General features: G+C 64.5%; 13 protein-coding genes. 4 read left to right on the plus strand and 9 right to left on the minus strand.

Going from position 1 to position 14,626, the window contains the following annotated elements; translation table 11 throughout:
• Nucleotides 1-26: 26 nt before the first annotated feature.
• The 3 genes from ACMV8A_RS02570 to ACMV8A_RS02580 all read right to left on the minus strand — a co-directional run bounded on the left by ACMV8A_RS02570 (nt 27) and on the right by ACMV8A_RS02580 (nt 3,564).
• Nucleotides 27-1,910 carry a putative bifunctional diguanylate cyclase/phosphodiesterase gene (locus ACMV8A_RS02570; protein ID WP_495324165.1) on the minus strand — a complete coding sequence of 628 codons (1,884 nt, stop codon included), beginning with the start codon at nt 1,908-1,910 and terminating at the stop codon, nt 27-29.
• 93 nt (nt 1,911-2,003) lie between these two features.
• Entirely contained in the window at nt 2,004-2,804 is an 801-nt protein-coding gene (locus ACMV8A_RS02575) for a CsgG/HfaB family protein (protein ID WP_495324166.1), read from the minus strand.
• 88 nt (nt 2,805-2,892) lie between these two features.
• Complete coding sequence (locus ACMV8A_RS02580; RefSeq protein WP_495324167.1) at nt 2,893-3,564, minus strand: CsgG/HfaB family protein; 672 nt, start codon at nt 3,562-3,564, stop codon at nt 2,893-2,895.
• A gap of 105 nt (nt 3,565-3,669) precedes the next feature.
• Here ACMV8A_RS02580 and hrpA point away from each other — a divergent pair, with 105 nt between their 5' ends.
• On the plus strand, nt 3,670-7,572 hold the full coding sequence (hrpA, locus tag ACMV8A_RS02585) for an ATP-dependent RNA helicase HrpA (protein ID WP_495324168.1): 3,903 nt from the start codon (nt 3,670-3,672) through the stop codon (nt 7,570-7,572).
• A 7-nt stretch (nt 7,573-7,579) separates the two neighbouring features.
• On the opposite strand, the gene ACMV8A_RS02590 is transcribed toward hrpA, so the two are convergent.
• The 4 genes from ACMV8A_RS02590 to ACMV8A_RS02605 all read right to left on the minus strand — a co-directional run bounded on the left by ACMV8A_RS02590 (nt 7,580) and on the right by ACMV8A_RS02605 (nt 11,196).
• The gene (locus ACMV8A_RS02590; RefSeq protein WP_495324169.1) at nt 7,580-8,017 is read right to left on the minus strand and encodes a DUF1810 domain-containing protein; all 438 of its coding nucleotides are present in this window, start codon (nt 8,015-8,017) and stop codon (nt 7,580-7,582) included.
• A gap of 7 nt (nt 8,018-8,024) precedes the next feature.
• On the minus strand, nt 8,025-8,693 hold the full coding sequence (locus ACMV8A_RS02595; RefSeq protein WP_495324170.1) for a cytochrome b/b6 domain-containing protein: 669 nt from the start codon (nt 8,691-8,693) through the stop codon (nt 8,025-8,027).
• Between the two features lie 61 nt (nt 8,694-8,754).
• Nucleotides 8,755-9,207, minus strand: coding sequence for a c-type cytochrome (locus ACMV8A_RS02600; RefSeq protein ID WP_495324171.1), 453 nt, complete (start codon nt 9,205-9,207; stop codon nt 8,755-8,757).
• Nucleotides 9,208-9,360: 153 nt separating this feature from the next.
• Complete coding sequence (locus ACMV8A_RS02605) at nt 9,361-11,196, minus strand: GGDEF domain-containing protein (RefSeq protein WP_495324172.1); 1,836 nt, start codon at nt 11,194-11,196, stop codon at nt 9,361-9,363.
• A 149-nt stretch (nt 11,197-11,345) separates the two neighbouring features.
• On the opposite strand from ACMV8A_RS02605, the gene ACMV8A_RS02610 reads away from it, so the two are divergent.
• Nucleotides 11,346-12,659, plus strand: a complete 1,314-nt coding sequence (locus ACMV8A_RS02610; protein WP_495324173.1) for a YhjD/YihY/BrkB family envelope integrity protein — start codon at nt 11,346-11,348, stop codon at nt 12,657-12,659.
• Nucleotides 12,660-12,680: 21 nt separating this feature from the next.
• On the opposite strand, the gene tcdA is transcribed toward ACMV8A_RS02610, so the two are convergent.
• Nucleotides 12,681-13,469: a tRNA cyclic N6-threonylcarbamoyladenosine(37) synthase TcdA gene (tcdA, locus tag ACMV8A_RS02615; protein WP_495324311.1), complete on the minus strand. Its 789-nt coding sequence runs from the start codon at nt 13,467-13,469 to the stop codon at nt 12,681-12,683.
• 55 nt (nt 13,470-13,524) lie between these two features.
• Nucleotides 13,525-13,899 (minus strand): hypothetical protein, encoded by a 375-nt coding sequence (locus ACMV8A_RS02620; protein ID WP_495324174.1) that lies wholly within the window; start codon nt 13,897-13,899, stop codon nt 13,525-13,527.
• Between the two features lie 76 nt (nt 13,900-13,975).
• Between ACMV8A_RS02620 and ACMV8A_RS02625 the strand changes: the two genes are divergently transcribed.
• Together ACMV8A_RS02625 and ACMV8A_RS02630 are read left to right on the plus strand one after the other, a co-directional pair.
• Nucleotides 13,976-14,338 carry a SirB2 family protein gene (locus ACMV8A_RS02625; protein WP_495324175.1) on the plus strand — a complete coding sequence of 121 codons (363 nt, stop codon included), beginning with the start codon at nt 13,976-13,978 and terminating at the stop codon, nt 14,336-14,338.
• Nucleotides 14,338-14,619: a hypothetical protein gene (locus ACMV8A_RS02630; RefSeq protein WP_495324176.1), complete on the plus strand. Its 282-nt coding sequence runs from the start codon at nt 14,338-14,340 to the stop codon at nt 14,617-14,619. The genes ACMV8A_RS02625 and ACMV8A_RS02630 overlap by 1 nt, the downstream gene beginning before the upstream one ends.
• The last annotated feature ends 7 nt before the right edge of the window (nt 14,620-14,626 follow it).

A 14,626-nucleotide genomic window follows, 5' to 3' on the forward strand; every position in this document is an offset into this window, starting at 1 on the left:
TTGGCTCCGCTTTTATTACAGCGGTGTCACCTGGCGGGGATGGGTACCCGTGAGCCGGCCAGTAGCAGGGCTTCGATTTCGGCAGCGGGCAGCGGGCGATGGAACAGAAATCCCTGCGCCTGAGTGCAGCGGTGATTGATGAGCACGGTGCGCTGGGCCTCGGTTTCCACCCCTTCGGCCACCAGGACCAGTCCCAGTTCGTGACACAGGCCGACGGTGGCGCGCAGGATGGCGCGGCTGGCCGGATCCTGCACCACGTCGGTGATGAAGGCGCGGTCCAGCTTGAGGGTATCCACCGGCAGGCGGCGCAGGTAGTTGAAGGACGAATAGCCGGTGCCGAAATCGTCCAGCGCGATGGGGAAGCCGGCGGCGCGCAGGTTGTGCAGACGGGTGGCGGCGGCGTCGATGTCGCCGAGGAAGACCTGTTCGGTGATCTCCAGTTCCAGCATGGACGACGCGTAGCCCCCTTCGGCCACGCCGCTGTGCAGCCGCTGCCAGAATTCGCGGTCGGTGAACTGGCGCGGCGAGATGTTGATGGCGATGGGAACGGCGCAGTCGAGCAGGCGCCAGCGGCCCAGGTCGGCCAGCACGTGTTCCAGCATCTGTTTCCCCAGTTCGGTGATCTGGCCGGTTTCCTCGGCGACGGGGATGAACTGTCCCGGTGGCACCAGCCCTTGTATCGGATGCTGCCAGCGGGCCAGGGCCTCGAGGGCGACGATGCGGCCGCTGTTAAGGTCGACCTTGGGCTGATAGTGGGGGAAGAACTCGCCGTGCTGCAGGGCACGGTGCAGATCGCTTTCGATGCTGATGAAATGCGTTGCCTCGCGGCTGAAGTCGCTGTGGTAGGCGGCAATCTTGTCCACGCCCTGACGCTTGGCCCGGTACATAGCTGTATCGGCGTTGCGGATCAGGGTAACGCTGTCGGTGCCGTCGTCCGGATAGCAGGCCACGCCGATGGTGCCGCTGATGCGCAGTTCGTTGCTGTCGAGGAGCAGCGGCCGTTCCACCTCGTTGAGCAGGCGGCGGGCAAAGCCAAGTATCGCGTTCTTGTCTGCCGCCTGCGCCAGCACGATGACGAATTCATCGCCACCGAAGCGGCACAACAGCGAATCCGGCGGACAGATACTCTGCAGGCGCTGGCCCACCCGTTGCAGCAGCTGGTCGCCGAAGGCATGGCCCAGGCTGTCGTTGACGTTCTTGAAGCGGCTCAGGTCGAGAAACAGGACGGCGAAGGGTTGTTGCTGCGCAATGCGCTGGCCGAGTTCCTGTTCCAGCAGGCGGCGGTTGGGCAGGTCGGTGAGCGGGTCGTAATGGGCCATGTGCTCGATGCGTGCCTGGTCTGCCTTGCGTTGGGTGATGTCGACGTTGGTGGAGCGCACGCCAATTTGATCTCCCCGTTCGTCAAACACCGGGGCACAGATGTGGGTGAACCAGCGCACGGTGCCATCCTTGGTGAGCAGGCGCACATCGAAGCTTTCCGGATCGCCGCGGTCGTTGATGTGGTGGATGTGGCTGCTCCAGCGGCCGCGGTCATCCGGGTGGATCAGTTGGTCCATCAGATTGGGATGGGCGAAGAAATCCTCCTGACTGTAGCCGGTGAAGGCCAGGCAGGAGGGAGAGACATATTCGTAGTGGCCATCGATCCGGCGCAGGTAGGTGAATTCCTGGGCGATGTCGACGATGGCGCGAAACTCCAATGACTTTTGCCGCAGGCGCTGGCGCAGTACCGCGAGCCGGCCGAGCAGGCTGCCGACGATGAGGGTGACGACGAGGGGGACGATGATGAAACGGAGGTGGAACTCTTTATAGACGAACAGTATCTGTACCAGCAACGCACAGGAAACCACTGCCGCCACCAGCAGCAGGCTGCGGGCGTAAACAGGCCAATCCAGCCGGTGCCGGGCCGCCATCGGTTCTCCCCTCCGTCATTATCGTCGTCGCGTCTTGATGCGCGCTACGGTCGAAGGAGCATATACCCGAACCGAGTGCTCAGGCAAACCGGACTAGGGGGCGGGGGGAGCGCGGTAATATTCGGCCGGGGTTTTTTCCACCAGGGTTTGCACGGCCGCGTCGACCATGTTGCCCAGGGCCTTTTCCACCGGTGTGTTCTCGAACACGCTGAGCAGGCCGGGCAGACGCACATAGCCGTGACGCGAGGAGAGCACTCCGGCCCAGGCGGCGCCGAATTTGCGCGCCTTGCCTTCCACCGCGATGGCGGCGACGATGCGGCCGGTGGTGGCGTCGATGACGTGCAGGTCGAGGCTGGCGGCGGCGGTGCGCATCTCCACGTCGACCACACCCCAGTTCTTGCGGTCATTGCCCAGTGGCACTGGGATAGGGAAGGCGATGCCGCCGCTTTCGCCGGCGTCGAAGCCGGTGAGTGCGCCCACCAGCAGCAGGTCTACCCCCTCCAGTTGATCCAGCGGCAACGCGGTGTCGTCACCGGCGCGGCGTGAACTGGCAAACTCCTGTTCCACCATCACCTCCTTGAGGTGTTCGCGCTCCAGCACGATGTAGCGGCCAGACTGGAACACCGCGGTGGTAAGCAGATCGCGTATGCCGCTGAGGAAGTCCTGCGCCGACAGCTGGTGGTCGTCACCCAGCAGCAGGCCGATACGGCTGGCGAGGGAGTTCTTGCCGCTGGTCTTGTCGATGATGCGGCCCACGGCGATGCGCGCCTTGGGGCCGTCGTAGGCCTCCGCCTGTACCTCGGCAATGCCCAGACCTTCGCCGCGGGTGACGTCGGCGGTGGAACTGCAACCGGCGAGCAGCACGGTGCAGAACAGAAAAAGATATCTAACCACGGAGGACACGGAGATTGTGTGGGGCGAAAAAAGTTCGGACAGCATCATCACTGATCTCCGTACTCTCCGTGCCCTCCGTGGTTGACGCTCAAAGTTTGGTGGTGACGATGTGTTTGACTGCCGCCTCGATGCACTCGCGCATGGCCTTTTCCATCGGCGTCTTGGCCCAGGCGCCGAGGCCCACGGGCAGTGGGCTGGTGGTGAAGATCAGGCCGACGCCGGCGCTGCCCGAGGTGCCCTCCACGGTGGTGGCGTTGACCACGCGGCCGGTGGCGGCGTCGACGATGCGGATGTTGATGGCGACGCAGGCCTGCTTGGCGCCGATGAGTAGCAGCGAACCGCCACGGCAATTGGGTTCGAATTCGGTGACCGAGCCGTAGACCAGCAGCTCTGCGCCTTCCAGCTCGCCCTTGGGGGCGACGGTCTCCTGCTTGAAGCGGCCAGTGTCGCCCAGGTTCTGTTCCTGCATCACCTCTTCCAGCCGCTCGCGCTCCAGCACGATGACGGCGTTGGAGTTGAATAGCGAGTCGGTGAGCATCTGCGACAGGCCGCGGCCCACGTCGCCGTAGCCGCCCTTGGCCGCCTTGTATTCGAAGGCCTTCACCGCCACGCGCTTCTTCGGGCCGATGGCCGGTTCGGCCCGTGCCTGGGCGATGGTGGGACCGCCGCTGCTGCTGCTCACCACTTGGGCGGAGCTGCAGCCGACCAGCAGGGCGGCAACGAGGGACAGGAGGAATAAGGTGTGCAGGCGGGTGAACATGACAGGCTCCTTGGCAGGTGATGCAACCATGCAATAACTATATAGAGCGGCGCGGGCGGCGGCCAGCAGTTAGAATAGTGCGCTCGCCTGCCACCAACTGTTGCCGTGTCCACAACGCTCGACCAGCTCCACTCCGCACTCAGTGAGTGCCTGCTTACTGACCGCGCCGAACTGCTGCGCCGCTGGCACGGCCTGCGCCGCCGCGCGCGCGAGGGCAAGCCGCACGACCGTGGCCTGGCCGAGCTGGCGGCGGCCGTACAGGCCGCGCAGGCGCGCGCGCAGCAACGCGCCGCGGGGCGGCCCGCCGTCAGCTACCCGGAGGAGCTGCCGGTCAGTGCCCGGCGCGCGGACATCGCCGCCGCCATCGCCGCCCATCAGGTGGTGGTGATAGCCGGCGAGACCGGCTCGGGCAAGACCACCCAGTTGCCCAAGATCTGTCTGGAGCTGGGGCGCGGCGTGGCCGGCCTCATCGGCCACACCCAGCCGCGGCGTATCGCCGCCCGTTCCGTCGCCACGCGCATCGCTGCGGAGTTGAAGACGCCGCTGGGCCAGGCGGTGGGCTACAAGGTGCGCTTTACCGATCGCACCTCACCGCAGAGCTACATCAAGCTGATGACCGACGGCATCCTGCTCGCCGAGGTGCAGGGCGACCGTGAGCTGCTGGCCTACGACACCCTCATCATCGACGAGGCCCACGAGCGCAGTCTCAACATCGATTTCCTTCTCGGCTATCTGAAACAACTGCTGCCGCGCCGGCCCGACCTCAAGCTGATCATCACCTCGGCCACCATCAACACCGAGCGCTTTGCTGATTTCTTCGGCGGCGCGCCGGTGCTGGAGGTGTCGGGCCGCACCTACCCGGTGGAGGTGCGCTACCGCCCGGTGGCGGCGGAGGACGGCACGCCCGACGCCGACGAGGACAGCCGCGACCGCGACCTGCCGCAGGCCATTCTGGATGCGCTGGCGGAGGTGGGCCAGCTCAATCCGCTCGGTGATGTGCTGGTGTTCCTGCCGGGTGAGCGCGAGATCCGCGAGATGGCCGAGGTGTTGCGTAAGCACCGCTTACCCCATACCGAGGTGGTGCCGTTGTTCGGCCGCCTCTCCGCCGCCGAGCAGGACAAGGTGTTCCAGCCCCACGGCGGGCGGCGCATCGTGCTGGCCACCAACGTGGCGGAGACCTCGCTCACCGTGCCCGGTATCCGCTATGTCATCGACTCGGGTCTGGCGCGCATCAGCCGCTACAGCCCGCGCACCAAGGTGCAGCGCCTGCCCATTGAGGCCATTTCCCAGGCCGCCGCCAACCAGCGTGCCGGCCGCTGCGGCCGCGTCGCCGCCGGTGTGTGCATCCGCCTGTACAGCGAGGAGGATTTTCTCGGCCGCCCGCTCTACACCGACCCGGAGATCTGGCGCACCAACCTCGCTGCGGTCATTTTGCAAATGGGCGCGCTGGCCCTGGGCGAGGTGGAGGAATTTCCCTTCCCCGACCCGCCCGACAGCCGCGCCATCGGCGACGGCTTCCAGCTGCTGCACGAACTGGGCGCCATGGACAGCCAGCGCCGCCTCACCGACATCGGCCGCCAACTGGCGCGCCTGCCGCTGGACCCGCGCCTGGGGCGCATGCTGCTGGCCGCCGCGCGCGAGGGCAGCCTGCATGAGGTGATGATCATCGCCAGCGCGCTCACCGTGCAGGACCCGCGCGAGCGGCCGCTGGAGGCACAGCAGCAGGCCGATCAGAAACACGCCCGTTTCAGCGATGCAGAGCAGAAGTCTGATTTCCTCGCCTGGCTCAAGCTGTGGGACTACTACCACGAGCAGGCACGCCACCTGTCGCAGAGCAAGCTGCGCGCCCTGTGCCGCGCTGAGTTCCTGTCCTATGTGCGTCTGCGCGAGTGGCACGACATCCACGGCCAGTTGCTGGCGCTGGCTAACGATCTGAAGCTGCGTATCAACGAGGAGCCCGCCGACTACGGTGCCATCCACCGCGCCCTGCTCACCGGGCTGCTCGGCAACGTGGCACTGAAGGGCGAGGACAAGCAATTCCTTGGCGCACGCAACATCAAGCTGCACATCTTCCCCGGCTCCTCCCAGTTCAAGAAGCCGCCCAAGTGGATCATGGCCGCCGAACTGGTGGAGACGACGAAACTCTATGCGCGCAGCGTCGCCGCCATCGAGCCGGAGTGGCTGGAGCCGCTGGCCCGTCATTTGGTGAAGCGCAGCTACTTCGAGCCGCACTGGGAGAAGAAGAGTGCGCAGGTGTCCGCCTACGAGCGTGTCACCCTGTACGGCCTGCCCATCGTCGAGAAGCGCCGCATCAATTACGGTCCCATCGATCCAAAGCTGTCGCGCGAGCTGTTCATCCGCCATGCCCTGGTGGGTGGCGACTACCAGACCCGCGCACCGTTCTTCGCCCACAACCGTCAACTGGTGGCCGAGGTGGAGGAACTGGAGGCCAAGGCGCGCAAGCGCGACATCCTGGTGGATGAGCAGGTTCTGTTCGACTTCTACGATGCACGCCTGCCGCAAGGCATCTACAGCGGCAAAAGTTTTGATAAGTGGCGTGCGGAAGCCGAGCGCGACAATCCAGAAATGTTGTTCCTCACCCGCGAGGTGTTGATGCAGCACGCGGCCGGCGCGGTGACGGAGAACCAGTTTCCCGACGTATTGCGCTGCGGCTATCTCGCCGTCAAGCTCGACTACCACTTCGAGCCGGGCCACCCGGCCGATGGCGTCACGGCGATCATTCCCCTGGCCGCGCTGACCCAGGTGAACGCACCGCCCTTCGATTGGCTGGTGCCCGGCCTGCTCAAGGACAAGCTCATCGCCCTGATCAAGACGCTGCCAAAGCATTTGCGCCGCAACTTCGTGCCAGCGGTGAACTTTGCCGAGGCGTTGCTCGGTGTGCTGCGCCCCGGCGAGGGTACGCTGCTGGAGGCGATGGCGCACCAGTTGAAACGCATGAGCGGCATCGAGATCCCGCTGGACGCCTGGCAGGTGCAGGAATTGCCGCCGCACCTGCGCATGAACTACCGCGTGGTGGACGAACGCGGCAAGGTATTGGGCGAGGGCCGCGACCTGGCGGTGTTACAGCACAAATTGTCGAGCAAGGTGCGCCACACGCTGACCCAGGCGGTGCCGCAGAAGCAGGAAACGAGCCTCGAGCGCGACGGCCTCACCGATTGGGATTTCGATGCGCTGCCCGCCAGCATCGAGGTGAAGCGTCACGGCCTCACCCTGCGCGCCTGGCCGGCGCTGGTGGACCAGGGCGAGTCAGTGGCGATCCGCCTGTTTGAATCGGAGGCGGCGGCGCATGCCGCGCAGCGCGATGGCCTGCTGCGCCTGTGCCTGCTGCGGGCGCGGGAGAAGGTGAAATATCTGCGCAAGAATCTGCCCGGTATCACGATGATGTGCATGCACTATGCGGCCGTCGCTGGCTGCGAGGAACTGAAGGACGAGCTGGTCAGCGCCGTCTGCCGCGAGTCCTTTCTCGGTAAGGCACCGTGGCCGCGCACGCGCAGTGAGTTTGCGCAATGCATGCAGCAGGGTGAGGCGCGTCTGCTGGAGACGGGGCAGCGGCTGTGCGCGGCGCTCGGCGAGGCGCTGGCGCTCTTTCATGTGGTGAACAAGAAACTCAAGGGCAGCATCGCCCCGGCCCTGTTGCCGGAGATGAACGATGTCCAGGCCCATCTGCAACAGTTGGTCAGGCGCCATTTCGTATTGCATACGCCCTATTATTGGCTGCTGCAATACCCACGTTACCTCAAGGCGGTGCAGGGACGATTGGACAAGTGTGGCCGTAATCCGGCGCGCGAGCGGGACAACCGTCTGGCAATGGAGAAGCTATGGCAGCCGCTGGCGGCCCGCATGGCGCTGGGAGCGCTTACCCCGGCGCAGGAGGAGTTCCGCTGGCTGTTGGAGGAGCTGCGCGTGTCGCTCTATGCGCAGGAGCTGAAGACAGTGCAGCCGGTTTCTGTCGTGCGGCTGGAGAAGCTGTGGCAGGAGTTGCGCTGAGCCGCGGCTACGGCGTCACATCGTGCTGGAGCAGGCGCAGCGTCGCCTCATCGCGTGCTCCATCATAGAATTTTTCCAGAGCCTGCGTGAACAGTTGATCGGCGCCGGCGCGCTCGAACAGCGTCAGCGATGAGAGCAGCTTGAGCACATCGGGATAGCCGAATATCTCCTCCGCCGTGCGCCCTTCCAAACCGAGCAGGATGTTCACGCACTCCCGTAATCGCACTCCCAAGATCGGGTGCGCCAGATAGGCGCGCGCCTCGGCGAGGCTCTTGATGGCGTACTGCTGCGCCGTGGCGCTGCGCCCCAGTCCGGCTAGCTGCGGAAAGATGAACCACATCCAGTGGCTACGTTTGTTGCCGGCGCGCAACTCCTGCACGACCTGGGGATAGACCGACGCCTGGGCTGCGACGAAACGCTCCAGATGGTGGTGCGCGTCATTCATCGCGGTGCTACCAGCGCCACACGTTGATGCCGAACCACACAGCAAAGGCGGCGAGGGCGAGGCAGAGGGCGGCGAGCCACAGTGGACGCTGCACGGCGCTGGCGCCGGGCGGTACCTGCTCTGCGCATTTGTTGCCGTTGAGCATCGCCCGCACCAGATTCTCGCCATGGGCGAGGCGGTGGAAGGCGAGGGCGGCGAGGTGCAGGGCCACCAGGCCGAGCAGGACGTAATAGCCGAGACGATGAATGCTGGACAGGGCATCGGCGGTATCCGCGGATACCAGGAACTGGAGCGGGCCGGAGACCAGGATGTCGTCGCTGGTGAACAGACCGGCACCCGCCTGGACGATGAGTACGCCGAGCATGGCGAGCACCGACCAGCCGCCGGCAGGGTTGTGGCCCAGGCTGGGGGCGCGGGCACCGTCACGCAGGTAGCGCCATACGGTACGTGGTCCCTTGATGAAATCACTGAAACGGGCGGTGGAACTGCCGACGACACCCCACAACAGGCGGAACAACAGCAGGGTGAGGACGGCGTAGCCGTTCCACTTGTGCCAGGTCATGCTGACGTCGCCGAATTTGTAGCTGAACCAGGCGCCGGCCACCAGCAGCACCAGCAGCCAGTGGAACAGGCGGGTGGGCAGGTCCCAGACGGGAATGTCACAGGTTTGCTTCATGACGCCGCTCCGTCATTTTATACACCTCCCCCACACTCGTGGGGGAGGCCGGGAGGGGTGTTTACTTCTTGCGGAAGTCGTCGTGGCAGGCCTTACAGGTGCTGCCCAGCTTCTTGAACGCCTCGACCATTTCCTTCTGGTCGCCCATCTGCGTGGCCTCGACCAGCGCCGTGGCGGCGGCGAAGGAGTTGCGGCCGGCCTCGCGGAACTTGTCCGGCTGGCTCCAGATTTCCGCGCGCGCCTTGGTCTTGCCCTTGTCGGAACCGGCAGGATAGGCGTTGCCCATGTGCTTGTAGGCTTCGACGATGGCCTCGGCGTGATAGGCGGCCTGGCCTTTCGCTTCGTGGTTGAGGAACAGCATGGCCTTGAGGGAGTCCATGTGGCCGCTGATGGTCTTGTAGGTGCCCTGGCGGTGCACGATGTAGGGGTTGGTTTCGTCGGCTACGACCGGCAGGGTAAAGGTGCTGGCAAGCGCGCCGGCAAAGGCGCATCCGATCACAGTGAGGCGCTTCATGAGTGCGAGTCTCCTTGCATTGGTATTGTTGAATGTGTCGGGTCCCAGCCCCGACGGTCAGTAGAGTAACAGCTTAGAAAAAAAGTTCACCGCAAGGTGGGGGCGTCTTCGCATTTCTTTGCATTTTCCGGCGCGGCGAACTCCACCGCAGGATCATGTCACTGGCGCGGGGGTACGGCGCCGTTCGAGGAATAGGCTGTTGCCGGCGATCTTCTTGGCCTGGCGCTTGGCCTCGGTGGCCAGGGTGGCGACCTGATGGTGGGCCTGACAGCGCTCCACATCCGGTGTGACGGCACCGATGGATAGCGACAGCAGGGCGAAGAACACGCTGTTGCCCTGGCGGTCGTGGCCCCAGATGCCGCCCTGGGCCAGATCGGTTTCGTTGTAGAACAGGCTGCATTCGCGCTCGAAGTGGCGCAGGATATGCTCGCAGCGCTCCTGCCAGTCTTCACTGGTGAAGACCAGGATGAAATCATCGCCGCCGATATGGCCAGCGAAATCGCGCTGATCGTCGATATGGGAACAAAGGATCTGCGCCAATTTCTGGATCACTTCATCGCCACGGGTATAGCCGTAGCTGTCGTTGTAGGGCTTGAAGTGATCCAGATCGCAGTAGCAGACGGTGAATGGATGCTGTTCCTCCAGCAGCCGATCGATATGCTCGTAGATGGGGACGTTGCCGGGCAGCAGGGTGAGCGGGTTGGCATAGCGGGCATTGCGGATCTGCAGATCGGTGATCTTTTTCAGCAGGTCGCGCACCAGGCCGATGCCAAGATATTCCCCATTGCGGGTGATGATGAACTGGTGCTCGATCTCGAAATTGAGCTGATCGGTGATCTTCTGGCTGACCCGCTCCACCGGTAGGTCGTGTTCAACGATGAGGGGGTGACGGTCCATGAAGCGGGTGACCGGACGGCGGCCGTACAGTTCGCGGCTGTATTGCTTCAGGTACAGTTCCATCAGGCGGTGACGGCGCACGGCGCCGATGGGGTGTCGTTCCACCAGCACGGGCACGGTGTGCACCTCAGGATATTCCTGCAACAGAGCAACGGCTTCTGCCACGGTCGTCTCCGGCGTGACCGTCGGTACGCTCAGCGCCAGCGCACCGATGGTTTCCGTCAGGCGCTGGCGGCGCAGGCCGGAACTGGCCTCCGGTTCCGGCTGGTGGGGGGACAGTTCCAGCGGCGGCCGGCTCCTGGGGCGGGAGAAGAAATAGCCTTGGCCGAGGCCAATGCCGAGTTGCAGCAGCGCCTGGTATTCAGCGTGGGTCTCGATGCCTTCGGCGATGACGCGTGATTTGGTGCCGAGGGCGATGTCGCGGATGGAGCGGATGAATTCCTGTTTGACCGGGTCTTCATGGACCCGTTGCAGGAAGTGGCTGTCGATCTTGACGTAATCCGGGCGCAGTTCCGACCACAGGCGCAGGCCGGCGTAGCCGGCGCCGAGGTCGTCGATGGCGAGCTGAAAGCCCTGCAGGCGGTATTCGGAGGCTGCCTGCACCACGGCGGGAAAATTGTCGATGGGATACTGTTCGGTGATTTCGATGACCACCCGCTCCGGCTGAAAGTGCGGATTGCCGGCACCGCTCAGGGCACGCAGCAGCGGCTGGCCGGGCTGGATCAGGCTGCGTGAACTGGTGTTGAGGAACAGCCGGCCCGGCAGGCCCAGCTCGATGAAACTATCATGGGCCAGGCGCCAGCACTGGCTTTCCAGCTCCAGCAGTAGGCCGGCCTGGCAGGCGGCGTTGAACAGGCTGACCGGGGCGTGCAGCGGGCTGTCGGAGGGACCGCGTGTCAGCGCCTCGTAGCCGTGGATGCTGTTTTCGCCTACCGCGACGATGGGCTGGAACAGGATGGACAGGCGTCCCTGTTCGATGATGGCGCGCACCTCCGTACCGAGGTCGGGCAGATCGGCACGGTTGAGGCTGGAAACAGGGTCGGGGTCCGTGTCGAGGGCGGCAGGCAGTATGCAGGCGGCGGACATGTTCATGACGATGTTTCTGATCTTGGGGAGAGGATAGGCTAAAGTCGTCTTGTGACAGCACAGTGACATTGCCAAGCCCGTGGTAACTGGCTAGCCTGCACGTACATCAATAACAAGGCGGTCCTGTTGCAGGTGCCGCATCGGGGCATGAAGCCATGTGGAAGCGTTACAAGAACTTTCTGCTGCACGAATTATGGGAGGCCGAGGCGGTTGGTACGCTGCGGCGCCGGCTCTATCCGGTATTGCGGGTGATCCTGGTGATGGGGCAGGAGTTGGCTGGAGGCCAGCTCACCCTGCGCGCCATGAGCCTGGTCTACACCACGCTGCTGTCCCTGGTGCCCTTGCTGGCGGTGAGCTTTTCCGTGCTCAAGGCCTTCGGTGTGCACAACCAGATCGAGCCCATGTTGCTCACCTATCTGGAGCCGCTTGGCTCGCGCGGCGAGGAGATTACGCTGCACATTCTGTCCTTCGTCGACAACATGAAGGTGGGCGTGCTCGGGGCGGTAGGCGTCGGTCTGCTGATCTATACGGTGATCTCCCTGACGCAAAAGGTGGAGAGCACCTTCAACTACGTCTGGCGCGTGTCGCGCACGCGCAGCCTGCCGCGCCGCTTCTCCGATTATCTGAGTGTGATCCTGGTGGGTCCGGTGCTGGTATTTTCAGCTCTTGGCATGACCGCCACCCTGATGAGTTCCACCCTGGTACAGATGCTGCTGGAGGTGCCGGTAATCGGCCAGCTGGTGGCGCTGACCGGAAAATCGATTCCCTTCCTGCTGATCATCGCCGCCTTCACCTTCGTCTATATGTTCATTCCCAATACCAAGGTACGTTTTCGCTCGGCCCTGGTCGGCGCGGTGATCAGCGGCATCATGTGGCAGGCTACCGGCTTCGGTTTTGCCACCTTCGTGGCCAGCTCCACCAAGTACACCGCGGTGTACTCCGGCTTCGCCATCCTGATGTTCTTCCTCATCTGGCTCTACCTGAGCTGGTTCATCCTGCTGTTCGGTGCCCAGATCAGCTACTTCCATCAGCACCCGCAGCAGGTGCGGCTACAGCGCGATGCGTTCCGTTTCAGCAGTCGTCTCAAGGAGCGTGCCGGACTGGTGCTGCTGTATCTCATCACCGATGCCTACATGCAGGGGCGGCCGCGCTGGACGCAGGATGCGCTGGTGCAGCGTCTGGGGCTGCCCGGCGATGCGGTAGGCGATCTGCTGCACGCCTTCGAGCAGCACGGCCTGCTGGTGGAGACCGGTGAGGAGCATTCCAGTTGGCTGTTGGCGCGTGATCCCGAATACATCCCCTTGGGCGAGGTGCTGGACATCCTGCGCAGCGCGGAAGAATCAGTGCATCACGTCCGTTCCCATGCCATCGACCTGGAACCGGTGGATCGCGTCATCGACCGCGTGCAGCAGGCGCGCAACGATGCCCTTGCCGGCAAGACCCTCAAGGACCTGGTGACGGGGCGGTAGCCGCGCTTACGGCGCAGGCCGTCATTCCTGCGCCAGACGGTTGTGCAGGGCCTTGCTGATGGCGCGCGACACGGCGAAGAAGCCGAAGGTGGCGGTGACGAAGGTGGCGGAGCCATAGCCGAAGCGGCAGTCGAGGGAGACGCCGTGGATACCGGGTTTTTCGTGGCATACGGTGCCGTCGGCCTTGGGATAGAGCTGTTGCTGGCTGGAGAATACGCATTCGACGCCCATGCGCTTGCCGGCGGCGGGGAAGCCGTAGTCGCTGCGCAACTGCGAGCGCACCTTGGCGGCCAGGGCGTCGTTGTGGGTCTTGCTCAGATCGGCGATCTGGATCTTGGTGGGGTCGGTGAGGCCGCCAGCGCCGCCGGTCATGATCACCGGGATCTTGTTGCGGCGGCAGTGGTTGATCAGCGCCGACTTGAACTTGATGCTGTCGATGGCGTCGATGACGTAGTCGTAACCCCGTTCCTGGCTGACATACTCGGTCAGCGTCTGCAGGGTGAGGAAGTCGTCGATGGCGGCAACCGTACAGGCCGGATTGATCTCCCCTATGCGCTCGGCCATCACCGCCACCTTGGCGCGCCCCACCGTCGACTCCAGCGTGTGGATCTGCCGGTTGACGTTGGACAGCGCGATGGTGTCGTTGTCGATGAGGGTGATCCGGCCCACGCCGCTGCGCGCCAGTGCCTCGGCCGCCCACGAGCCTACCCCGCCGATACCCACCACGCCGATGTGCAACTGGCTGATCAGATGGGCAGCGTGTTCGCCGTAGAGACGGCGGATGGCGGCAAAGCGGTCGTCGGTGGACATGGCGGGAGCGTCGGTGCAGTGGAGTCGCGCGGCAGTGTAGCGCGCCGCCGCGGCATCAGGCCAGCTCGTCGATACCGCCGGGGGCGGCTCGCTCATCGGGTGCCGCATGATCGTCCGCGCGGCGCAGCTCGGTGCGGCGTTCGTGCGGGCTGCGGGTATCGAGCAGGGTGGGAGACTGTTGCTTGCGCCGGTCGCCGCCACGGCGGCGTTCACCCTGGCGGGGGACAGGCTCGTGGGGCTGTGGTTTGGCTTTGTCGCCGGCCTTGCCCTGTGTCTTGCTGCCGTCCACGGGATGTTCGCGCCATTGTTCGGACGGCGTAATGCGGGCGTAGGGCTCCACATGGGCCGCTTGATCCACCTTGCCCTTGGCGCGGTCGGTGGTCTTCAGGTGCTGCAATCCCAGGTCGTCGGCGGGCGGTTCAATTTTCATGTTTACAAGTCTCGTGCACGTTGCGGCCTGCGTCCACCCCTGCCGGGCGCCGCTAGGTCAATGATATAGTTCGACCATGCTCTGGTTGAAACAGCTCCACATCACCTGTGCCGTGCTTTCCTTCTGCGGCTTTGCCCTGCGGGGCTGGTGGCGCCTGTCCGCGCCGGCGCGGTTGCGCCGGCGTTGGGTGCGCACGTTCCCCCATGTGGTGGACACGGCCCTGTTCCTCAGCGGCGTATACATGCTGTGGCTGTACCGCTGGTGGCCGCAGGATCAGCCCTGGCTGATGGCCAAGCTCACCGCCCTGATTATCTATATCCTGCTCGGCGCGCTGGCACTGCGTCAGGGGCAGCCCTGGCAGGTGCTGGCGGCGCTGGCGGTGTTCGCCTATATCGCCTCGGTGGCGCTCACCCGCACGCCCCTGGCCTGGTTTTCCTGATGCACACCGAACCCATCGTCTACGCCGTGTTTCTCATTTTCGCCGGTGCCGCGGTGCTTGGTACGCTGGCCCTGTACGCGCGTCAGTCCCTGCTGTTCCTTGCCCGGCCTGAACCTGACACCGACCTGGTCGTGGCGGCAGATGCGCCAGGCCGCCATCGTCAGCGCGCGTCCTGTGTGGTTCCATTGGCGACGGTGCTGATCGTTATGGCGTCGTCCTACTACATCACGTTGCGTTATTTCACCCCCAGCGCCGTGTCGGCACGCCGGCGGCAGGACTAAGCTGACT

The sequence above is a fragment of the Sulfurivermis sp. genome, assembly GCF_059410345.1.